Annotated in this window: 18 protein-coding genes; 9 read left to right on the forward strand and 9 right to left on the reverse strand. The window is 64.2% G+C overall.

The features are described from left to right. Window positions 1-136: 136 nt before the first annotated feature. The 4 genes from RCF13_RS04775 to RCF13_RS04790 form a co-directional block, all read right to left on the reverse strand. Entirely contained in the window at window positions 137-994 is an 858-nt protein-coding gene (locus RCF13_RS04775) for a replication initiator protein A (protein ID WP_170959908.1), read from the reverse strand. A gap of 26 nt (window positions 995-1020) precedes the next feature. Then, window positions 1021-1305 carry a helix-turn-helix domain-containing protein gene (locus RCF13_RS04780; protein WP_026069907.1) on the reverse strand — a complete coding sequence of 95 codons (285 nt, stop codon included), beginning with the start codon at window positions 1303-1305 and terminating at the stop codon, window positions 1021-1023. Window positions 1306-1380: 75 nt separating this feature from the next. Beyond that, window positions 1381-2178, reverse strand: a complete 798-nt coding sequence (locus RCF13_RS04785) for a DUF2285 domain-containing protein (protein ID WP_033946763.1) — start codon at window positions 2176-2178, stop codon at window positions 1381-1383. A gap of 337 nt (window positions 2179-2515) precedes the next feature. Further along, a complete protein-coding gene (locus RCF13_RS04790; protein WP_033946761.1) occupies window positions 2516-2866 on the reverse strand; it encodes a DUF2958 domain-containing protein in 351 nt (116 codons plus the stop codon). Between the two features lie 317 nt (window positions 2867-3183). Here RCF13_RS04790 and RCF13_RS04795 point away from each other — a divergent pair, with 317 nt between their 5' ends. Beyond that, window positions 3184-3477 carry a helix-turn-helix transcriptional regulator gene (locus RCF13_RS04795; RefSeq protein ID WP_071540644.1) on the forward strand — a complete coding sequence of 98 codons (294 nt, stop codon included), beginning with the start codon at window positions 3184-3186 and terminating at the stop codon, window positions 3475-3477. Between the two features lie 70 nt (window positions 3478-3547). Here the strand turns inward: RCF13_RS04795 and RCF13_RS04800 are convergent, their stop codons facing one another. The 4 genes from RCF13_RS04800 to RCF13_RS04815 all read right to left on the reverse strand — a co-directional run bounded on the left by RCF13_RS04800 (window position 3548) and on the right by RCF13_RS04815 (window position 7848). Next, a complete protein-coding gene (locus tag RCF13_RS04800; RefSeq protein WP_033946760.1) occupies window positions 3548-3862 on the reverse strand; it encodes a DUF736 domain-containing protein in 315 nt (104 codons plus the stop codon). A gap of 757 nt (window positions 3863-4619) precedes the next feature. Then, window positions 4620-4829, reverse strand: coding sequence for a hypothetical protein (locus RCF13_RS04805; RefSeq protein WP_033948218.1), 210 nt, complete (start codon window positions 4827-4829; stop codon window positions 4620-4622). A gap of 63 nt (window positions 4830-4892) precedes the next feature. Then, a complete protein-coding gene (locus RCF13_RS04810) occupies window positions 4893-6941 on the reverse strand; it encodes a ParB/RepB/Spo0J family partition protein (RefSeq protein WP_033948217.1) in 2049 nt (682 codons plus the stop codon). A 79-nt stretch (window positions 6942-7020) separates the two neighbouring features. Then, window positions 7021-7848: a DUF932 domain-containing protein gene (locus RCF13_RS04815; RefSeq protein ID WP_033948216.1), complete on the reverse strand. Its 828-nt coding sequence runs from the start codon at window positions 7846-7848 to the stop codon at window positions 7021-7023. A gap of 673 nt (window positions 7849-8521) precedes the next feature. Between RCF13_RS04815 and RCF13_RS04820 the strand changes: the two genes are divergently transcribed. The 8 genes from RCF13_RS04820 to RCF13_RS04855 all read left to right on the forward strand — a co-directional run bounded on the left by RCF13_RS04820 (window position 8522) and on the right by RCF13_RS04855 (window position 19563). Beyond that, window positions 8522-8662: a hypothetical protein gene (locus tag RCF13_RS04820; protein WP_021156356.1), complete on the forward strand. Its 141-nt coding sequence runs from the start codon at window positions 8522-8524 to the stop codon at window positions 8660-8662. Between the two features lie 266 nt (window positions 8663-8928). Continuing rightward, a complete protein-coding gene (locus tag RCF13_RS04825) occupies window positions 8929-10053 on the forward strand; it encodes an ATP-binding protein (protein WP_023980278.1) in 1125 nt (374 codons plus the stop codon). Next, complete coding sequence (locus RCF13_RS04830; protein ID WP_033948212.1) at window positions 10050-12275, forward strand: S8 family peptidase; 2226 nt, start codon at window positions 10050-10052, stop codon at window positions 12273-12275. The genes RCF13_RS04825 and RCF13_RS04830 overlap by 4 nt, the downstream gene beginning before the upstream one ends. Before the next feature lie 54 nt (window positions 12276-12329). After that, a complete protein-coding gene (locus RCF13_RS04835; protein WP_033948211.1) occupies window positions 12330-13109 on the forward strand; it encodes an RNA polymerase subunit sigma-24 in 780 nt (259 codons plus the stop codon). Further along, entirely contained in the window at window positions 13106-13699 is a 594-nt protein-coding gene (locus tag RCF13_RS04840) for a hypothetical protein (RefSeq protein WP_023082436.1), read from the forward strand. The genes RCF13_RS04835 and RCF13_RS04840 overlap by 4 nt, the downstream gene beginning before the upstream one ends. Window positions 13700-13702: 3 nt before the next feature. Continuing rightward, entirely contained in the window at window positions 13703-17131 is a 3429-nt protein-coding gene (locus RCF13_RS04845; protein WP_033948206.1) for a UvrD-helicase domain-containing protein, read from the forward strand. Between the two features lie 96 nt (window positions 17132-17227). Continuing rightward, complete coding sequence (locus RCF13_RS04850) at window positions 17228-18157, forward strand: multiubiquitin domain-containing protein (RefSeq protein ID WP_019184000.1); 930 nt, start codon at window positions 17228-17230, stop codon at window positions 18155-18157. Further along, the gene (locus tag RCF13_RS04855) at window positions 18157-19563 is read left to right on the forward strand and encodes a ThiF family adenylyltransferase (protein ID WP_033948202.1); all 1407 of its coding nucleotides are present in this window, start codon (window positions 18157-18159) and stop codon (window positions 19561-19563) included. Before RCF13_RS04850 ends, RCF13_RS04855 begins: the two co-directional genes overlap by 1 nt. Window positions 19564-20103: 540 nt before the next feature. Here the strand turns inward: RCF13_RS04855 and RCF13_RS04860 are convergent. Continuing rightward, on the reverse strand, window positions 20104-20529 hold the full coding sequence (locus tag RCF13_RS04860) for a DUF1016 N-terminal domain-containing protein (RefSeq protein WP_052151340.1): 426 nt from the start codon (window positions 20527-20529) through the stop codon (window positions 20104-20106). Window position 20530 lies beyond the last annotated feature (1 nt).

Below are 20530 nucleotides of genomic sequence, written 5' to 3' on the forward strand. Positions count from 1 at the left end.
TTAGAGGGGACGCAAACCCGCGCCGTTACTGGCTTTGCGGCGTTTTCGTACTCCTGATAGCACGAGGGTCGTACTCCCGATAGCACGATACCCTGTACTCCTGATAGCACGAGGCCATTCACAGGTTTTCCCGCAGTTATCCCCGTGCCGTGGACAGCACGGGCCGGAAGGTCAGCAGTTCCAGCCTTTCGCCCGGCATCGGCTCGATGCCCAGGACGTAGCCGGGCAGCGACTGCCGCGCGACCAGCACGCGCAGGTCGTAGGCGAAGTCCGAGAAGCGCGCTGCGCTGCCGGACTTGCGGTGCAGGTGCCGGAAGTCGAATTGCCAGCCGTGTTCCTGCCGCCCGCCGTGCTTGCGCACCAGGCGGTACAGCCAGCGTTCGATGCCGCCCTTTAAGCGGAAATAGGCCGGGTCGATGGTCAGCACCAGAGCGGCATCGAGCACGCCGGCATAGAACCAGTCGGGCAGGATCAGCTCGATGCCCAGCGGCGTGCCGCTGGCGTCGGCCAGCTCGCGCCATTCGTTCACCCACGAAAAGCGGTGCAGGCGTCGCCCGGTGGTTTCGCGGATGGAAGTCGCCACGCTGGTCGATTGCAGCCGGTCGAGCGCGGCTTTCAGGCGCTGGTAGTCGTTGAGGGACGTGCCGCGCCCGATGAAGCGCAGGATTTCGTATGGGGTGGCGTGTATCCAGCGCGACGGGCGAATGCCTGCGTCGCGCGCTTCCACGATCTGCGAGGCCGCCCAAATCAAAATGTCGGCGTCCCATATCGTGGCGATGCCATGCTCGGCCGTGCCTTCCACGCGGATGGTGATGTTCCCGCTGCGGAAGTCGATCGGCGCCGTACGCCGCGACTTCGCCAGCGAGAAGAACGGAAAGGCCATCAAGTCCTGGCTGTCGCGCGGCGCCATGCCGTCGCCCGGCAGCGCGCGGAACAGGTCGAGCTGTTCCCGCTGCTGCGATCGCTGCCCCGATGGCAGCGATGGGCTGGACATGACGATGGCCACCGGCGAGCCGACGATCAGCGGCCATCGCGATAGTCGCCTGCATGGCGCTCGGCGTATTCTGGGTCGGACGTGGCCTCGTAGCTGCGCTGGTCGGCCCAGGCATCGAGGTCGGCCACCGCGTACATGACGCGGCGGCCGAACTTGCGAAACTTTGGCCCGCCGCCGATCACGCGCTGTTTCTCCAGCGTGCGCGGCGACAGGCGCAGGTATTCGGCGGCTTCGTCGTTGGTCAGGTAGCGTTGGGGCTGCACGGGCGCAGCGACAGCAGCGGCGGCAGGCCGCAAGGGAGCGGGTCGCATGGGATGTACCTCCATCAAGCCCGGCCGCACCACGCGGCCGGATAGAGGCACTTTCAAGAAAGCAAGGCTTCCTGCTCAGGGACGTTTTGCAGGGGATGCAGAACGTCCCTCCCTGAGCGGCGGAAGCTGTGCAAGGCGACGATAGCCGCCGCGCATCAGTGCATCGCCCCGCCGTACCAGCCGGCGAACGCGGGCGCGCAAGGCGCTGTCGGCGTACCAGTCGTCGGCGACGGCATCGACGCCGAACAGCCCTTCGGCCACGTCGCGCAGAGACGCGCCCGCGAGGGTGCCGTCGAGCGCCTGGAGCGTGTTCAACTCCAGCAACGCAGCGGGTGCCGGCCGCGACCGCGCCGTTCCCGCTGGCGCTGCATCGCCAGCGGCGGCCAGCTTGTCCAGTTCGGCCGCCAGCGCCTGATAGCGTCCGCAGGATGCGGCACAGGCGCGGATGCCATAGGCGTAGGCCATGCCATCGCTCAGGTCGGGTGCCAGCGCGAAGCGCAGGCAGCAGCCCGGCCAACATGTCAGCAGCACCAGGCGCTTGCCATCGTGGATCAGATGCTTCTGGCCGGGAATGCGCCAGAACGCGAAGGCCACCGCATCGGGTGGCGGGTCGGCATCCGGGTAGAGCTGCACCACCGCATCGTGATCGGGGAACCAGGCCGGATGCGCGTCGCGCGCATCCAGGGCGGGATCTTCCAGCAGGCGCAATCCCCAGCGCGCGGCGGCCTCTGGCCGGCGGCGCCGGCGCAGCCAGTCGCGGCGGTAGTCGGGGTGACGGCGCAGGTATTCCCACGCCAGCGCGGGGCCGTCGAGGTGCAGCGTGTAGAGATACGCGGCGGTCGGATACCAGTGTTCGGCGCTCGGGTCAGCCATGACGCGGCCTCCTGTCATTCAGCAGGAACGTCGCCACGGATTCCGCCGTGCGAGAGCTATCGAGTCGCCATCAAGTCGTCATCAAAATCGGGGTAGGCTGTAACTGCTGGTGTCAAGACTGATTCGCTACAAGGCATTGCGGAAATCGTCTCAATGCGACGGCTGCGCCGCCACAAGAATGGTGCGCAGCATGGAGCACCGTGCAGCAGCCCGCGCCAAAGATCATGACTGTTTGCAACAGAAGCGCACCGCTTCGGTGCAAGAGTGCGGATTCAGACCGCGCAGGTTTTGGGTAAGACTGAAATAGTCAGAATGCGCCGTCGTTGGCTGGGACTGCTCAGTCGGTGATCGAGCCGTTTTCCTCGGCCAGTCGCAGGTACTCCGACAGCAGCCGCACGGGCTGGAAGTAGCGATCGCGCATCACCGGCTGCTTGCGCGGCCCGACGATGGACGCCAGATCGGACAGCTTCACATGGCCCAGGCCGGGCATGCCTATTCCCAGGTCGATCAGCCCCCATGCCGTATCGCCATCGGCCGGGTCGAGCGCGGCCAGCAGCCAGGTGGCGTGCGCGTCAGGGGTGAACAGTCGCACCGCCGGCATCGGGTCGATGCTTCGGCCAGCGGCGCGTGCCGCGCCGACGGCAAGCAGTTGCGCCCGCTGTTCAGCGGTGACGAGCGGCTGAGTCATGGCCCGAATTCCCACGCATCCGAGGATGCACGGATACGATTTTCCACCGAAGCGCGGAACCGCCGAAGCGGATGCGTGCTTTGGCGGGAAAGCACGAAGGCGCAAGCCATCGAATCCGTACATGTACGGAAACGCAGAAGCGGAATTACGCAGGCCAGGAAAGACAAAGATGCGGTTCCCCGATTCTGTCGGAATCCGCCCACGCGGATTTCCGTAAAAGCACGAAAGCGGTTCGGCCAACAGGAATGAACACTTTAGATTGTAGCCCTATTGGGCGCAATGGGCTGTCATCTTGGTTTTTACGGGGAACCAAGTTGGTGACAGCGAAACACTCATTGGCGACGGCAATACGGACGGTCAGGAAGGCGCGCGGCATGAGCCAGGAAGCGTTCTCCGACGTGTCCAGCCGCACCTACATGAGTTCGCTGGAGCGCGACCTGAAAAGCCCGACCATGCACAAGCTGACCGAGCTGTGCGAGGTCATGGACGTGCATCCGCTCACGTTGCTGACGCTGGCCTATGCCGGCGATAGCACGCGCAAGGCCGATCAGCTTCTGGCGCAGGTGCGCCAGGAGCTTGAGGCGGTGTTGAAGGAACGCGACACGCCGTAGGCGGATGCGTGACGTGCTGCGCCAGCAGCACGGCGCCCCGCCGCAATGGGCGGGGCGCGGTGGGCAGCCGTCAGGCCGCCTTGGGCTTGTTGCGCGACCAGATCAGGTCGTGCGTGCCGTCCTCGTTCTCGATCAGGCGGGCATAGACCGTCGCCGGGAACGAAGGATCGTCGAGGGATACGGACACGTAGGGCCGCCCGGCTTCGCTGGTCTTCTTCCACGCCGCGCCGATGTCGCGGCCGGCCGCCTGAAGGCGGAAGTCGGGGGCGTTCTCGGTGTCGCCCTTGTCGTTGGGAATCAGCTTGACCTTGACGTTCAGGGTCAGGGTGCGGAGCTGGCCGGTGAAGCCGTCTTTCTCTGCGGTGAAGGTGCCGATGTTAGCCATGATGTTTCTCCTTTCGGGTTGAACAAGGTCGCGCCAGTGCGTCCTTGTTGTGAACCGGCCGGCGGGGGATGGGCGGGTCGCACCGCTTGCGGTCGCAACGCAGTGGAGAACCTGGAAGCGAAAAGAATTTGTCCCGCGAGGAATGCGCGCAGCGCAGGGGAAATTGTTTTCGCTGGAAGGTTGCGGCCATGAAGCCCAAGGCGCAGCCGTTGCCTCGCCAGGATTCACGACAAGCCAAGGACGCACAGGCCGCCCGCTCCCGAATGGAGCCGTGGTCGACTCGGCATCCCCGCGTGACGGCTTCACCGGCTTGCGCCCTGACGCGGGCAAGGCCAACCTCCGACGACGAGCGAGAACGCTCCTTGCCGCAGATTGCGACGACGTGGTTGAGGCGTGGCGTGGATGCTCCATAGCGAAGCCGGGGGGCGTGTCGGTAAACCGTCCTTCGTGACGTACAGGCGCGAACCGCCAGCGTCGAGGACGGCACGCTTTGGCACAACCTGCCGCAGCAAGCCGGGGCGTAGCCCCACAAGCCCCGCCCATTGCGGCGGGGCGCCATCGAAACCTTGCCCGCGCCAGCGGGCGCCGATCGCCGTACCGCGTGCAAGGCACTTGCACGTCCGCCACGTCGCCGCCTGGTCGAAGGCGGCGACGTGGCGATTTTGCTTTGGACGCTGGAACCGGGCGCGGCCACCGCCGCGCCCGGATTTTCGACCACCGGCCCCAAGGCGGAACGGCTTGGGGCCGGTGCGGCTCGTTATTCCTTGGTTTCGATAATCCACCACATGGCACGCGGCAAGGCGCGGCCCGTGATGGGATGCAAGTCGGTCAGGTCGGCGCAGGCTGTCCAGCCGGGGAGCGGACGGTAGCCGCGCACGTCGCCTTCGCCGTGCCAGCGGCGAGCGCGTACCGTGCCGGGCGCATAGATCGCCGCCATGCGCGGGCGGCTGGTGGTGGTGCGGTTCATGGGGGCTTCTCCTTCAAGCGAAGCGCCCCGGTCGAGTGCCGGGGCGCTTGCCTTCGGCGCGGGTCAAGCGGCCAGCGCCTCGGCGGGTTCATCCGCCATTGCCTCGGCATCCTCCGGGGCGTTCTGCGCCTGCGTTTCCTGCGGCGCAGCTTCCGGGCCTTCGGCCTTGAAGATGGCGGGCATCCAGCCCGTACCATCGGCCAGCCGTTCGGCTTCGCTGGCAATGTCGGCCTTCTTCAACTTTGCCAGCCGGACAGCGTGCGACGGTGCGAACTCGCCCACGGCTTCTAGAATCGCGGCCTTCGGCACATGCTGGAAATACCCGTCTGCGGTGGGCTGCCACCATGCGGCCATATCCAGCCCCACGGCCTGCGCCAGTTCCGCGCCCGGCTGGTGCGTCGTAGCGCGAGGCGTCACCACGTCCACCGTGGAAGCCACGCACACGGCCAGCAGTCGCACCAGTTCGCCTTGCTTCATCGCCAGCAGCGCGGCGAACAGTTCGGCGCTGTCCTGCGGCAGCGCTTCGCCCGCGACCTGCTGCAGTTCGCGCAGCGCCACGGCGGCAGGCGATTCCGGCCAGTCCGGGGCCATGCCTTCCAGCCGGTCTTGCACGGTGAGGCGCACGCCCAGCGGCAAGTCGTGGCCGTAGTGGCTGTCCTGCAAGACGGCCTGCACCATGCCATGCACCAGCGCGGCCAGCGCGATTTGCGGATGCCGGGCCACTTCGATTTGCAGCGCGGCGGTACGGTGCGCGCTCAACCGCTGCGCCAGCCGGTCGGACAGGCTCGCGGCCTTGGGCTGCTCGGCGTCCTCGCCTTCGTCGTCGTTCCCGGCGTCGCCTTCCACACCGCCGAAACCCTGCCGCAAGCGTTCCAGCGTGCGCAGCGCCTTGGCTTCGGCCTCGCGCAGCAGCCCGCGATGAATCACGGCTTCGCCCTGGCGGTCGAGGGTGACGATGGCACCGGCCACGGCGCGCACGTCCGGGGCGTAGCCCTGCAAGGCTTCCTCCACGGCTTGCAGTTCCCCGGCGACCTGTTCGCGGCGCGGTTCCAGCGCTTCGGTCTTGTCCTCGTCCTCGGCGTCGTAGGCTTCTTCCAGTTCGGCGTCGATCTTGTCGAGGCGGGTTTGCAGCGATGCGATGCGGCGTGCTTCGCGGGCGCTCGGTTCGCGGCGCTGCCGCGGTGCGTTCTGGAACGCCTGCCGCTCGGCGTAGCTCATGTGCGGCACGGCTTCGACCCATGCCCAACCCTCGGCGCGCACGTCCCCGGCCAGCGCATCCAGCTTGTCGCGCACCAGCGTTTCCAGCAGCACGGCGTCGGTCAGGTAGGTTCCGGCATCGCCTTCCGCGAACAGGTCGCGGCGGATGCCGCCGCCCGCCGCCGTGTAGGCGTCCAGCCCGGCGAAGCGCACCAGCGGGTGCGTGGCGTCGATTTCGCGTTCGGTCAGGCGTTCGCGCAGCGCGGACGCGCCACGCTGCCATTCGGGCGCACCGTAGAACGCGGCTTCCTGCGCGGCGTGGTCGTCGGTGATGGTCAGGGCCATCAACTGTTCCAGCGTGACGGCTGCGGCCCGGTAGTCGGCCAGCAGGCGCGACGAGACGTTGGCCAGCTTCAAGCGGCGCTGCACCACCAGCGGGGACACGCCGAAGTCGGCGGCAATGTCCTCGATGGGCCGGCCTTCCTTGACCAGCGCGGCGAACGCCTCGAACTGGTCGGCCGGGTGCATCTGCTCGCGCAGCAGGTTTTCCGCGAGGCTGACGGTACGGGCCGAAGCGTCGGGCACCAGCAGGCAAGGCACCTCAAAGTCGGCGGCAATGCGCTTCTTCTTCGCCAGCAGCTTCAACGCGGTCAGTCGGCGGTCGCCGGCCACCACTTCGTATTGCTCGCCATCGGCGGACAGGATGACGACGAGGTTTTGCAGCAGACCGATGCGGGCGATGCTCGCGGCCAGTTCGGGAATGGACAGGCGCGGGGTCTTGCGTGCATTGCGCTTGGAGCGGCGCGGCAGCAACTGCGAGAGCGGAACCAAAATCAGGTTCTTGGTCGGGTCGGCCACTTCCAGCGGCGCGGCGGTTTCGATGGCACGGGTTTCGATTTGGGTAACGGCGTTCATGGTGATAACTCCTTGCGGCTAGGGATGCAGCAGCGAGAGAAGCGGCAAGGGCTGCTGCCTGCCCCTGCCGCGTGGGGATTCAGGCTTTCAACTGGCGCATGCCATCGGCCAGCAGCCAAAGCGCACGGTTGAGGCGGATGTTTTGGTCGATGCCCTGCACCGGGCGGGTTTGCTGGCGGCGTCCGTTGGCGCTGCGTCCGCGCAGGCCGCCTTGGGTCAGGTTCTCTTGCGTGCGGTTGAATACGCTCCACAAGTCCGGGCGGCGGTCATCAAAGCGGCGCGGCATCAGGATTTGCGATTCCGTGATGGGCGCGGGCTTGTCGGGGTCGTCGTACTTGAGGGCCAGCGCGGCGCGGGCGAACACTTCGGATTCGCCATCGTTCAAGGTGATGGCGCGCATGGCATCGCGGGATTCCTGCACGCGGTCGAAGCCGCGCAAGACTTCGTAAGCGCCTTCGATGACGGAACCTGCCACGTCGCCTTTGTGAGGCACTCGCACATCGGCCACGGTGTCACCGCAGACAAGGCCATTGCTGCACACGAACCGGAACATTCCGGCCAACATCTGATAGCTGCTGGTGCCGTCATGCGAGTTCAGCAGCACGATTTCGTTAGCCTCCGCGCCGTTGATCTGGCTGGCGTGGCGCAGGCGCAGCATGTGTTTGGTGTAGTCGCGGCGATCGTCGTGCCGCACGCGGGTCTGTGCTGCCATGAAGGGTTCAAACCCTTCCTTGCGCAGTTCCGCCAGCACGGCGGCGGTCGGGATATAGGCGTACCGCTCGGAACGGCTTTCGTGCGGGGCGTCCGCGAAGATGGACGGCGCGACCGTGCGGATTTGATCGTCGGACAGCGGGTAATCGCTGCGCAGCGACGGGGAACGGGAAGCGAATCGGGATGCGAGTTGCATGGTCTTTCTCCTGACGAAAAGGGTTTGCTGTTCAAACCGCACACCGGATTCCTAGATTCGGAGCCCAGCCTTTCGACTGTTCGGTGCGGTCGGCACGAGGAACCCGGTTGGCCCTGTTGCCACCGTCTTTCCTGAGTTCATCGCCCGCGGCCAAAGGAGCGCGCGGACGGGGGCCGTCAAGGAAGCAAGCGCAGGGTTGGTGCGGCCCGCAGGCGCAGCCGAGGACACGGCCCTGCGCGCCTTGACGGCACACGGGAGCGGGCTACGGTCGCGGGTAAGGTGATGAAGTCAGGGGAGATGGCTGGACAAGGCAACGGCCATCCCTGGTGTGCCAACCGCACGCAAGCGAAGCGCGCAGGCCCGAAGCTGGAAGCCGGGCCGAAGGCGTCAGCCGAGCGGAGCGAGGGAACGATGGAAGCCAGATAGGGGCGAGACTCGCGCAGCGAGGCTCGATGCGCTACGCGCACGACAGCGCGACCGGCCATTGCTCAGATGGCCGGGGACGCCCGAACGCAAAGTGGCCTTTACGATGACGCTATGCCCGAGACAGAACACGCCGATTCCAACGATCCCCTGGAACACATGTTCCAGCGCTCGGAGGCCTTGCACGAACGGTTCAACGAACTGCTCGACGGCGCCGATTTCGACGGCTCCCCGTGCATCTGGCCTGGAGGTGCTGCGTAACTCGAACGGCCTGAGGACCATGATCGCCATGATGATGGCCATCCTCAGCGGCGATGAAGCCATCACCATTCCGATGGGCAAGGCCCAGCCGGCGTTCGCCGACTGCCCGCCGGACTTGCTCAAGCCCTGATGGCCGGTCATACGACACCCCGCCCGACCAGGCGCGCATAGGCGCTCAGGCGCTTCTCAGCGTGGAATTGCAGATCACGCTAGACGGCAAACCTGCCAGTCGACGACGGCGCTGTGACCGCTACTGCCGCAGCCTCTCTTACCACTTGACCTCGCTTTATGAGATAATTACTTTAGTCCATTGAAGAATTTTTATTTTTCAATATAAATCAATTAGTTATCGAGGTTGCGGGCGAAATGAGAGAAGAGCATTCAGATTTAGCCCAGATGGTCCGCCTGGCTTTGGCCGAGCAGAGTGAGGATGTGCGCCTGTTCACGGCGCGGCTAGTCCGCAAGTACCGAGGGACGGCGCCCGACTTGGCCGAGCAGCTCGAACTGTTCCTGAAGTCGAAGCCAGTACGCAGTGTCTCTCCCATGCGCAAGCTGTCGCCTCAGCCGCCAACGGCCCACGCCTTGCCGGTTGACGACGAATCCCGTCTCTCTCTCCTGAAGGTGTTCAAGGACGAACCGACGACAGATGCGCCGCTGCTGTCCGGCGATGTCGAGGATTCACTGGGGCAACTCATCGCCGAGCGCCGGCAGAGCGATCGACTTCAGGCCATGGGGCTGACGCCGACCCGCTCGGCCATCTTTGTGGGGCCGCCCGGGGTCGGCAAGACACTCACGGCCCGCTGGCTGGCCGCGCAATTGAAGGTGCCGCTGTACGTGCTCGACCTGACAGCCGTGATGAGCAGCCTGCTAGGCAAGAGCGGCACCAACCTGCGGGCGGCCATCGATTTCGCCAAACGCGAGCCTTGCGTGCTGCTGCTGGACGAAATCGACGCTATCGCCAAGCGACGCAGCGATGACAGCGACGTAGGCGAACTCAAGCGCCTGGTCACGGTGATCCTGCAAGAAGTCGACGAATGGCCTGCCAGCAGTGTATTGCTGGCGGCCACCAACCACCCGGAACTGATCGATCCCGCGCTGTGGCGACGCTTCGACCTGGTAGTCCAGTTCAAGACGCCCGATGAACAGGCAGTCAAGGAAGCCATCAAGCGATTCCTGGGGCCGGACTACGCCCTTTTTGCCCGTTGGATCGACATCCTGGTGTTTGCATTCGCCGGCCATTCGTTCAGCGACATCGAGCGCGACGTGCAGCGCTTCCGGCGTGCCGTGGCGCTGGGCACGACCACCGACGCTGATCTGGTCGAAGACTTCATGAAGGCGCGTGCTTTGGCGCTCGATAGGCAGGGCCGCATCGACCTGGCAGTGATGCTGGCCAAGCAGACCCGCCTGTCCCAGCACACTGTTTCCGACATCACCGGGGTGAGCCGGGACACGATCCGAAAGTACACCAATGAGACGTCTGCGGTACGAAAGGCCGCACAACGGAGAAAGGCTGACGCATGAGCCAAACCAATTTCCTGATCGGTCGTGGCGAGCTGCTGACCCATGACATCGTCGGTCCGAAGCGCATGCCAGGCAAGGCCGAGGTCTACACGTTCGCGCAGGCGAGGGAGCGAATGGTTCCTCAGTTCCGCAGTGCAAGCAAGGCGCTGGACGAGCTATCTGCTGACGCTTGCCCGGGCGACTTCGCGGTAGCCCGGCTGATGATGAATCCCAGCTTCATTGCGCGCTCGTATTTTCCGACAGGACTACTGCGTAGTACGGGACTGGAGTCCATCGGGAGCCGTACCGTCAAGGTCAAGCCGCAGGCCTGGACCCGCAAGGGGCAGCCGCATGAAACCACAACGACCGAACTGTTTGTCGCCGGCAAGCGCCAGGCTTTCCGCAACCTCTCCCGATGGACGCAAACCATTGAGGCGGAATCCGACGAGGGCGAAGATCTTGCCCACATCGAACAGTTTGCCGCCTTTGCGCCAGCAGAGCGAATCGTGGGCCTCGGCGGCCCGAAGGATCGCTTTTTCGAAGTAGGCCTACATCTGCTACCGGATGAAGACCCGGGCCTAATCCAGAAGGCTTTCGTGAAGTTCGCGCAGCAGGAAGGCGTGAAGGTCCACAGTGAAGTCGATTTCATCGCCGGCAATCTGTGGTTCGTGCCGGTCGAGGGCAAGCCGCGCGACATTGAGCGGTTGGCCAGCTTCGCCTTCGTGCGGGTGATCCGTCCCGTGCCAAAGCTGCGTGGTATCCGTCCCTTGCAACGCAGTGGTGGGCCCTCAGTGGGATGCAGCCTCCCCACCGAACAGGCCCTTTCATCCGAACCTCGTGTCGCCATCCTGGACGGTGGCCTGCCTAAGCACCATCCGATCGGCCCCTGGCTGCGCTCGTACCGCAAGCTCGACGAAGACGCCGACGATGATCCGGACGGCCCGGAGCATGGCTTGGGCGTGACCTCCGCCGTGCTGTTCGGTCCGATCCAGCCCAACGGTACGGTCGGCAGGCCGTTCGCCCCGGTGGACCATCTGCGCGTGCTGGACCAGGAGGCGGGCGGCGAAGATCCATTGGAGTTGTATCGCACACTCGGTCTCATCGAGCAGGTTCTGCTGTCGAGGTCCTACGAGTTCATCAACCTGAGCCTGGGCCCAGATCTCGAAGTGGAGGACCGGGAAGTCCACGCTTGGACGTCCGTTATCGACGAGTTGCTCAGCGACGGCGATACGCTCATGACGGTGGCCGTTGGCAATAACGGAGACCGGGACCGCGAGCTCGGCTACAACCGCGTGCAGGTTCCATCGGATTGCGTGAATGCGCTCGCGGTCGGCGCGGCCGACGACACCGATGCTGGCTGGGCACGCGCGCCCTACAGCGCGATCGGGCCGGGCCGCAGCCCTGGGGTTATCAAGCCAGACCTGATGGCGTTCGGTGGCAACCCAGCAGCCAAATACTTTCATGTGTTGGCGCCGAACGTGAAGCCGGTGCTGACGCCGCAGTTGGGTACCAGCTTCGCGGCTCCGTACCTGCTGCGTAGCGCGGTCGGCGTACGCGCGATCCTGGGCGGAGATCTGACGCCACTCGCCATCAAGGCCCTTCTGGTTCACGCGGCCGATCCTGGCGAGCATGATCCGGTCGAAGTGGGTTGGGGCAAGATTCCTGAGGACACCCTCGACATTATCACCTGCCCGGATGGTGTGGCCCGCGTGGTCTACCAGGGCGAGCTCAAGCCCAGTAAGTACTTGCGTGCCAGCCTGCCGCTGCCCAAGGAAGGACTGCTCGGCAATGTGCGTCTGAAGGCGACGTTCTGCTATGCCTCACCCACCGATCCGCAGGATGCCGCGGCCTACACCAAGGCCGGCCTCGAAGTCGTCTTCCGGCCCAACGACGAGAAGATCAAGGATGGCAAGAGCAACGCGGATACCAAGGGCTTCTTCGACTTGAAGAAGTTCGCCACCGAGCAGGAGCGGCGTTCGGATCAGGGCAAATGGGAAACTGTGCTGCACGGAGCCAAGACCTTCCGCGGCTCCAGCCTCAAGAACCCCGTTTTCGACATTCACTACAACGCCCGCGACGGCGGCGGCCGGGCCACCACTGGTGCCGAGAAGATCCGCTATGCACTGATCCTCTCGGTCGAGGCCCCGAAGCATGCTGATCTCTACAACGACATCTTGCGTGCCTATGCCAAAACCCTCGTGCCGATCCAGCCGCAGGTGTCCTTGCCGATTCGTGTTCGGTGACGGTGGAAAAGAGAACGCATGTATAGAGCGGGCTGACGGGCAAGGAGAAGATCGATGCCGAAACCCTTGAGAAGCAAGGATAAAAACGGGGAGCCGTTCGCGCGCCCCCCGGAGATCGACGCCTGTTTGCAGAGGCTGGAGTCGATCGATGCCGCGACACGCCTGCAGGCCTTCACCGTCGCGTCGAGGAAGAGCGACGGCTATGTGCCGTCGGAAGCACTGACATATTTCCTGCGGCGCGCCCATGCGACAGGCGCAAAGGACGAGTTCAAGCAGCTTTTCGGACTGCTCATGAAGCGCGTCGGGCAGTCTCTGTTTGCATCGATCCCGGACTCTCGTATGGCCGGGGCACAAGACATCCGAGAAGAGGTCATGAGCCGATTCGCTGAGCGAATTGCCAAGGACTGCAGCGGCCGCTTCGCTATGCTGGATTTCTTTGAAGTGCGGTTCGACCTAGCATTCGCCCGGTTCCGCAAGACCGTGCTGAGGCAGATTGGTCCGGCCTCGGTCCTTACAGTGCCGTTGTCCACGGATGACAATGAGGGTCAGGACATTTCACCGGAAGTCGAGGCAGCAGCGGCCGACTTCCTCGGAGGCGACCCTCAAAAAATTGACGACCCGGCTTTCCGGTTGGAGTTGGACGCTGCGATTGACGCATTACCAGACGATCAGAGGCGGGTCGTTGGCTTGCTACGGCAAGGCTTCCAGATCGACTCGAAGGACCCGAACATCATGACTATCGCGAAGATGCTCCAGTGCGATGAGAGAACCGTGCGCAATCGCCGCGACCGTGCCTACAAGACCCTCAGGTCTGTTCTGCAGGAGGACGCATGAGTACGTCAAAGCCTTTCGCTGCAGACGAGGAATCTGTGCTGATGGCGTTCTCCATGGAGCCCAACCATGGCCGGGAAACGCTTGAACGCTACATTAGGGAGTACCCGCAGCATGCGACCGCGCTGATCGACTGTTCGATCGATCTGCTTTATGAGGCGCCAGAAGGCGATGTTCCGGCGACCGAAGTGCCGGACAGCGCGATTGATAAGGCCTGGCAGCGATTCGAGCGGGCTGTCCAGCAGCCCGATGCGGAGGTTGCGAATCCGTTCACCAAGCTCAATACGAGCAGCTTCAAGTCGCTCGCACGCAGCCTGGACGTCAGTAACCTCTTCCTCATGCGGGTGCGCGATCGGGCCATTCGTACAGCCACCATTCCTGCCCGATTCGTCGAGAAGCTTGCGTCAGAACTGGGTGTCACCGTTCAATCTGTGAACGCATACCTGCAGGGGCCACCGGGCATGGTTTCCGGACACGCTTTTCGGTCAAATGTGAAGCCGAGTGTGGGCGAGCAGATCACGTTCGACCAAGCTGTCGCGACTTCACAACTCACGCCGGAGCAGCAGGCGACGCTAAAGGCACTGTCGGACTGAACGATGGACGCCACCGAGGCCGCTCGACTGGAAGCAGAACGCCTGCACCGTGCGAACGTCGCGGCCGGCGGAGATCCGACCCGGCCTTTAGTGTTTGCGCTTCAGGAGGCCTCAAATCGCGGCTTGGATGTGTACGCGCTGCGAGAAGGAGACCCACAGCTTAAGGGAGGCAAAGCCACGTTCGACTGTCAGGCTGGAGGCATCCTCTACGAGGATCGTGGATCAGACTTCGAGCGCGCGTTTTTGATTGCACACGAACTCGGCCATGTCGTGCTGGAAGGTGGCACGCTCGATGTGGTGACGGTGGATGTCGAGCCCGACCGATCGCTGGAAGACGCACCGGTGGGCGTCGATCGTGTCCTTGACTACGGGGCGCGTGAGCGACGTGAAGTGAAGATGGACCTCTTCGCGCGCGAGTTCCTGCTGCCGCGTCCTGTGTTGCGCGAGTTGCATGTCAACGAAGGACTGACATCCGACGCGATCGCGATGCGCTTCGGCGCGCCGCTCGCTGTGGTGCAGCAACAGTTGCTTGATGCACTGCTGCTGCCAGCGGCCGAAGAGCCGAACCCCGTAGGCGCCGGCGCCGTGGCAGCTCCGCTCACCCCAGACCCCACGCAGGCTCAGGCGGCAGCACATCGTGGCTTGGCGTTTCAGCTGCAGGCAGGGCCGGGTACGGGCAAGACGCGGACGCTTGTTCGTCGCATCGAAGGGTTGCTTGCGGACGGCGTCGATCCCACCACGATCCTGGTACTCACCTTCTCCAACAAGGCGGCCAATGAACTGTGCGAGAGGATTGCCGCGAGCAATCCTCTCGCGGCGGCGGCGATGTGGATCGGCACATTCCACGCATTCGGGCTGGACATCGTTCGCCGCTTTCACGACCGACTGGCGCTGCCGCCGGACCCACGATTGATCGACCGGACGGAGGCCATTGAACTCCTGGAGGACGAGTTTCCGCGGCTCGACCTGAAGCACTATCGCAACCTCTGGGACCCGGCCCTGGATTTAAGCGACATGCTGAGCGCGATCTCGCGCGCCAAGGATGAGGTTGTCGATGCAGCAGGCTATCGCGCCCTCGCGCAGTCGATGGCGGATCGAGCAGGGACCGACCAGGACGCGAAGGTTCGTGCGCAGAAGTGCCTGGAGGTCGCCACGCTCTTCGAGGCGTACGAACGGCTGCTGACCGCGCGCCAGCTGCTGGACTTCGGTGACCTGGTCGCGCTGCCGGTTCGTCTTGTCGAGGGCAGCGCCGAGGTAAGGGATGCCCTGCGTGCTCGCCATGAGCATGTACTGGTAGATGAATACCAAGATGTCAACCGCGCCTCGGTCCGGCTCCTGAAGGCCATCGTCAGCGACGGCCGCAACCTGTGGGTTGTCGGCGATGCACGCCAATCCATCTACCGCTTCCGCGGCGCCTCTGCGACGAACATCGCGCGCTTTGCGATCGACTTCCCCGGCGCGCAGGCCGCACAGCTGGGCGTCAACTATCGCTCCGACGAACGGATCGTCGATGTGTTCACCGAGTTCGCGCGCGGCATGCAAGCATCCGCCGGTGCGTTGCCGCTGAACCTGCAGGCCGACCGCGGCTCCACAGGAGAACGGGTTGAGCTTCGCGTTGCCGGGTCGGCTGACGATGAAATCTCCGCGCTTGCCGCGTCGATCACGGCCCTGCACGAGCAGGGCATTGCCTATGGTGGCCAGGCGGTGCTGTGCGCGTCCAATGCGCGCCTGAACGCCATTGCAGAAGGTCTTGAGGCCCGGGGCATTCCCGCGCTGCACTTGGGCAGCTTGTTCGAGAGGCCGGAAATCAAGGATCTGCTGGCCTTGCTCTCGCTGGCGACCGACCCGCGGGCGGCCGCGATGGTGCGCGTGGCAACCATGGCTCGGCACCAAATGCCCTTGAAGGATGTCATGCGGGTCATTGAGCGGCTGCGGACGACGAATCCAGCTTCGCTGGATTGGTTGGCAATACATGCCGGAGTGGATGGCCTGACAGACTGCAGTCGAGAAGCGCTATCTCGCCTGTCCGCGCTCTTTGCAGGTGTGAACGCATCGACTGACCCCTGGCTCTTACTTGCTGGATGGACGATTGATGGTCTCGGACTCGCGAAGACGCTTTATTTGGCTGGTGATCCGCAGAGTCGCATGCAAAGTCTGGCTGTCTGGCAGTTCTTGAACTTCTGTCGCCGGCAGCCAAGAGGCCAAGGCATGCCAGTGGTTCGCCTGCTTGATCGCGTCAGGCGGTTAGTTCTGCTCGCTGAGGATCGTGGATTGAGCCAGTTGCCCCGCAGTGCCGAGAACATCGAAGCAGTGCGCTTGATGACCATCCACGGAAGCAAGGGGCTGGAGTTCGATGTCGTTCATTTACCTGGCATGGTAACGTCCGGCCTACCGCGCAACAACGTGCCGCCGCGTTGTCTTCCTCCGGACGGTCTGATCCATGGTTCGGAGGGGCTGACCGGCATCGAGGCGGTGAAGGCCGGCCACGACGAGGAAGAAGAGTGCTTGTTCTTCGTAGCGCTTTCGCGAGCGCGCGATAGGCTGCAGCTGTATGCCTACGCCAGGCAGGCAGATGGTCGTACGCGTAGCGCCTCCAAGTTTATCGCCCCGATCGACCGACTCCTTGTTCGTCCGGTACCGGTGCCGTTGCAAGCCGGCTCGACATCGACGGGCACCCCGCTCGCCATCACATGGCAAGGGCGTCCCCAATGGACCGACATCCAGGTCAACCTCTTCGAGCGGTGCCCGCGCCGCTTCTTGTACACGCACGTGCTGAGGCTTGGAGGTCGACGAACTGAAACCGCATTCATGAAGATGCACAACGTCGTGAGCGACGTGTTCGATTGGTTGAAACGGGAGCACGAGACGACAAGTCCCACGGTCGACGAGCTGGCTGCACGCTTCGAGGAGGCCTGGTGCTCCAAGGGTGCGACAGAGCATGGATATGCGGAGGACTACCGCCGCATCGGCAAGCGGCTCGTCGATTTCCTCATCGAGAGCCGGAATCGTGACGTGGCCGCGCCGGCGCCACCGATCTCGCTGGGTTGGGCCGAGGGCGAGATCCTCGTAACCCCGGATAGTGTAGCTCACGGAGCCGGTGGCCGGGTCACGGTGCGGCGCGTCATGACGGGCAAGCAGCGCTCGAACGCCTTCGATGATATTGAGTACACAATTCTCCAACTCGCCGCCGTCCAGGCTTATGGACCACATGCGCAGGTCGAGGTGACCTACCTTACCAGCGAAACCATCCAGCCGATGGAAATCACGTCGCGCAAGCTGGAATCCAGGCGCGAGAAGCTGCAGGCCTTCCTTCAGGCAATGCAGGCCGGGCAGTTCCCCTCTAAGCCCGAGGCTCGTAGCTGTCCGCGCTGCCCGCACTTCTTCCTCTGCGGCGAGTTGCCCGGAGGGGGGTGGGTACAAGAAAAACTCTGATCGACCTTTCCGGTCTGCCGCTGGGCTGCGATTGACCAAGTAAGGGGCTAGAAAACCTGCAATCCCGCAGATGACGGCTCCCTATGAGGCAATCAAATGCAAACCCAGACCACCAGCGGTGATGACCGCTTCGATGTCGAAGATGTTGCTGCGGCGATCCGCGAAGGCCGCAGCCTGCGGCCAGCAGCGCTCTACCGGATCGTCGTCTTGGACGACCAGCTCCACGAACGTCACGTCGATCTCTCCGATCCGGTGCCGACCGGGCGCCAGATCCTTCAGGCCGCCGGATCGCGCCCGGCCGATGAGTACAGCGTTTATGCGATTTTGACCTCTGGCGAGTTCGAGGACCTGCGTCTGGACGAAACCTACGATCTGCGCGGCCGCGGTGCGGAACGTTTCGTCATCTTCCAGACTGATCGCGCGTTCAAGTTCACGATCGATGACCGGCAACTGGAGTGGGGCAAGCCCAGCATCAGCGGCCGCGTGCTCAAGGCGCTGGCCGGTGTCCCACCAGAGACCTACGACGTCTATCTCGAAGTGCGTGGCGGGGGCCAGGACATTCTGATCCGCGACGGCGACCTGATCGATCTGGGTAAGCCGGGCATCGAGCGCTTCATCACGCTAATCCGTGACACCACTGAGGGGCTGCTCACGCTGCCCGAAGCGGACCAGCGCTATCTGAGCAGCCATGGCGTGGCTTTCGAGATGGTGAGCGACGGCGCGCACACGGGCGTCATCTTCAAGCAGTTGCCGCTGCCCTCCGGAAAGCTCAACCACGCCACGGCCGATGTGCTCGTTCTCCTGCCGCCGGGCTATCCCGATGTTGCGCCGGACATGTTCTATTGCGACCCGTGGCTGACGCTGCAAAGCGTTGGGCGCTACCCGACCTGCGCTGACCAGGCCCACGCGTTCCAGGGCCGCAGCTGGCAGCGCTGGTCGCGCCACAACACAGCGTGGCGCCCGGGCATCGACGGCCTGCACACTATGCTCAAGCGCATCGAGCACGCCCTGGCGGAGGCGAAGTGATGTCGCCGGCCGCTCTGGACATCGTCCTGCTGGAGCCGCACGAGGCGGCCCTGCGCTTGCTGCTGCAAAGGGAAAACGGTGCCGAGGCGTCCGCCTACGTGCTGTTCGGCAAGGCTGACATCTCGGCAGACCCCTGGTCGGGAGTGCCTCGCACCAGATTGATCTCGCACGAAGTCATCCCCGTCGCGGCCGATGAAATGGTCTCCGCATCGCCTGTCCATGTCACATGGTCCACCCGAGGCTTCATGCGCATTCTCGGCATCGCGAAAGAACGGGGCTTGGTTGCGGGCCTGGTACACACGCATCCGAACGCGGCAGCGTTCTTCTCCGACCAGGATGACCGAAACGAGTCGGAGCTGGCCCGGACGACGTTCAACAAGGGCGTTTCCGGCCTAGCCAGCATGGTGTTCGGCCGCGATGACGCCATCGCGGGCAGGCTCTGGACTGCCCCCGGCAAGACGGTCATGGCATCCTCGATCTCGCTGGTAGGAAGCCAGATCAAGATCGCGCGCAAGGTGGCTGCGGCTGACGAAGATCAATTCCTGGCGCGGCAGGCCGCGCTCTTCGGCCAAGGGTTCAATCCAGTCGTGCGCGGGCTGCGGGTGGGTGTCGTAGGGGGCGGCGGCACGGGCAGTGCTGTCGCGATGCTATTGGCGCGGCTGGGCGTCGGCTTTCTGGGGCTGATGGACAAAGACACCATTGATGTCACCAATCTCAACCGCGTGCATGGCTCGCGCACCGCAGATGTGGACGCCGGCTTGGCCAAGGTGGACATCCTCGCGCGCGAGATTCGCGCCGCGGGTCTCGGCACCCAGGTCGTCACCAAAGACGAGTGGGTCGGCCATCCTGATCTGCGCGATCTGCTGCGCTCCTGCGACGTGCTTTTCGGCTGTACCGACGACCATCAGGGGCGGCTGACGCTTAACCGCTTGGCGCACTACTACGGCATCCCGCTGATCGATGTGGGCCTGCGCATGCGCGCGGCACGCAGCGGCGCGGACTTCGACATGACGGGGCGCGTGTCGACGATTGGGCCCGGCAAACCTTGTCTCATGTGTCTGGGAGTAGCCGATCCGCGCCGCGCTGCGGCCGAAGGACTCCGGCGCAGCGACCCGGCCGAGTTCGAGCGGCGTAAGGCGGAAGCCTATGTGGACGGCGGCGGCGACCCGGCGCCTGCGGTGGTCACGTTCACCACGGCCATCGCCTGCGCGGCCGTCGATGAGCTCATTCAGGGACTGACCGGTTTTCGCGGTCCTGCGGGCATGTCGCACAACAGGATTCGCCGCTTTGACCGCGTAGTGGATCGCACCATGACCTGCCGACCCTTGGCGTCTTGCCCGGTTTGTGCCAGCCAGGCGAGCTGGGGACGCGGCGATGTCAACCCATTTCTTGGGGTGATCGGATGACCATGAAGCGACTTATCGCGCGAGCGCTGCGCCGGCTCGGGTGGCTGCAGTACAACCTGCTCGTTTACCCGGTTGCGCAGCATCCGGGCAATAATGCCGTGCCGCCGGGAGAGCTGTGGCTGGTCATCGACACCGGCGTCAAGAAGTGGGCTTGCATGAGCTGCCCCGGCGGTTGTGGCGTGCAGATATCACTTTCCCTTAACCCGGATCGACGACCCCGGTGGTCTGTCGAAACAGACTTCTGGGGGCGACCAACCATGTCGCCCTCCATCCACCAGCATCGGGCATGTTCCTGTCACTTCTGGGTAAAGAAGGGTTTGATCGAGTGGTGCCGGTAGAGACCCACCCGGCACCATGTCCGGCCGATACGCAATCGACGCTGTCGTCGGCAAAGGTGCAGCCTTTGCCAAGCTCCGGGAGAAATCCACCATCCGCTGGTCGACTGCTGTTTAATATCAGATTCCGAATATTCGTCCTTGCGGTTCAGTGACTCCAACTCATACGAGCTCTTGATTGCATCGTCAGGCTTTGGCGGTGCGCTCATAGAAGTGGCTGCCGATCTGCCATTCGAGCTGGCGCACCGCGCGGCGCCTCGGCCTCGTAAAACCGACGGGTATGGTCATCCTTGACCGCCAGCAGCCGGACATAGGCCGACCACAGCAACCTGAAGACCAGGGCCAGTTCGGAGAGGTCAAATTTCCGAGACAGCGTCTTGGAAATTGCCTCAAGGGGGTAAGCGGCAAAGAAGCGCCGCATGTTTTCCAGGTTGTCCGGGCTGAACCCGCGCCCAAAGCGCGCCGTCAGACCGGCGGACAACCGCGCCATCAACTGCTCGCCGTAACCAGCCCGCCGCCTGCCTTTCTGCTCGGCTTCCACGATCCGGCGGCCAATCTCCCAATAGCTGGTCGTCATCAGCGCATTGACACTGCCCGCCGCTGCTTGGCGCGCGGCATCCAGCAGTTCCACG

It is taken from the genome of Stenotrophomonas maltophilia group sp. RNC7, from assembly GCF_030910085.1.
Classification (GTDB): Bacteria; Pseudomonadota; Gammaproteobacteria; order Xanthomonadales; family Xanthomonadaceae; genus Stenotrophomonas; species Stenotrophomonas sepilia.

Excerpts from the sequence above, each read along its gene's own strand:
- RCF13_RS04775 (WP_170959908.1), bottom strand. The coding sequence starts at position 994 with ATGTCCAGCCCATCGCTGCCATCGGGGCAGCGATCGCAGCAGCGGGAA.
- RCF13_RS04780 (WP_026069907.1), bottom strand. The coding sequence starts at position 1,305 with ATGCGACCCGCTCCCTTGCGGCCTGCCGCCGCTGCTGTCGCTGCGCCC.
- RCF13_RS04785 (WP_033946763.1), bottom strand. The coding sequence starts at position 2,178 with ATGGCTGACCCGAGCGCCGAACACTGGTATCCGACCGCCGCGTATCTC.
- RCF13_RS04790 (WP_033946761.1), bottom strand. The coding sequence starts at position 2,866 with ATGACTCAGCCGCTCGTCACCGCTGAACAGCGGGCGCAACTGCTTGCC.
- RCF13_RS04800 (WP_033946760.1), bottom strand. The coding sequence starts at position 3,862 with ATGGCTAACATCGGCACCTTCACCGCAGAGAAAGACGGCTTCACCGGC.
- RCF13_RS04805 (WP_033948218.1), bottom strand. The coding sequence starts at position 4,829 with ATGAACCGCACCACCACCAGCCGCCCGCGCATGGCGGCGATCTATGCG.
- RCF13_RS04810 (WP_033948217.1), bottom strand. The coding sequence starts at position 6,941 with ATGAACGCCGTTACCCAAATCGAAACCCGTGCCATCGAAACCGCCGCG.
- RCF13_RS04815 (WP_033948216.1), bottom strand. The coding sequence starts at position 7,848 with ATGCAACTCGCATCCCGATTCGCTTCCCGTTCCCCGTCGCTGCGCAGC.
- RCF13_RS04825 (WP_023980278.1), top strand. The coding sequence starts at position 8,929 with ATGGTCCGCCTGGCTTTGGCCGAGCAGAGTGAGGATGTGCGCCTGTTC.
- RCF13_RS04830 (WP_033948212.1), top strand. The coding sequence starts at position 10,050 with ATGAGCCAAACCAATTTCCTGATCGGTCGTGGCGAGCTGCTGACCCAT.
- RCF13_RS04835 (WP_033948211.1), top strand. The coding sequence starts at position 12,330 with ATGCCGAAACCCTTGAGAAGCAAGGATAAAAACGGGGAGCCGTTCGCG.
- RCF13_RS04840 (WP_023082436.1), top strand. The coding sequence starts at position 13,106 with ATGAGTACGTCAAAGCCTTTCGCTGCAGACGAGGAATCTGTGCTGATG.
- RCF13_RS04845 (WP_033948206.1), top strand. The coding sequence starts at position 13,703 with ATGGACGCCACCGAGGCCGCTCGACTGGAAGCAGAACGCCTGCACCGT.
- RCF13_RS04850 (WP_019184000.1), top strand. The coding sequence starts at position 17,228 with ATGCAAACCCAGACCACCAGCGGTGATGACCGCTTCGATGTCGAAGAT.
- RCF13_RS04855 (WP_033948202.1), top strand. The coding sequence starts at position 18,157 with ATGTCGCCGGCCGCTCTGGACATCGTCCTGCTGGAGCCGCACGAGGCG.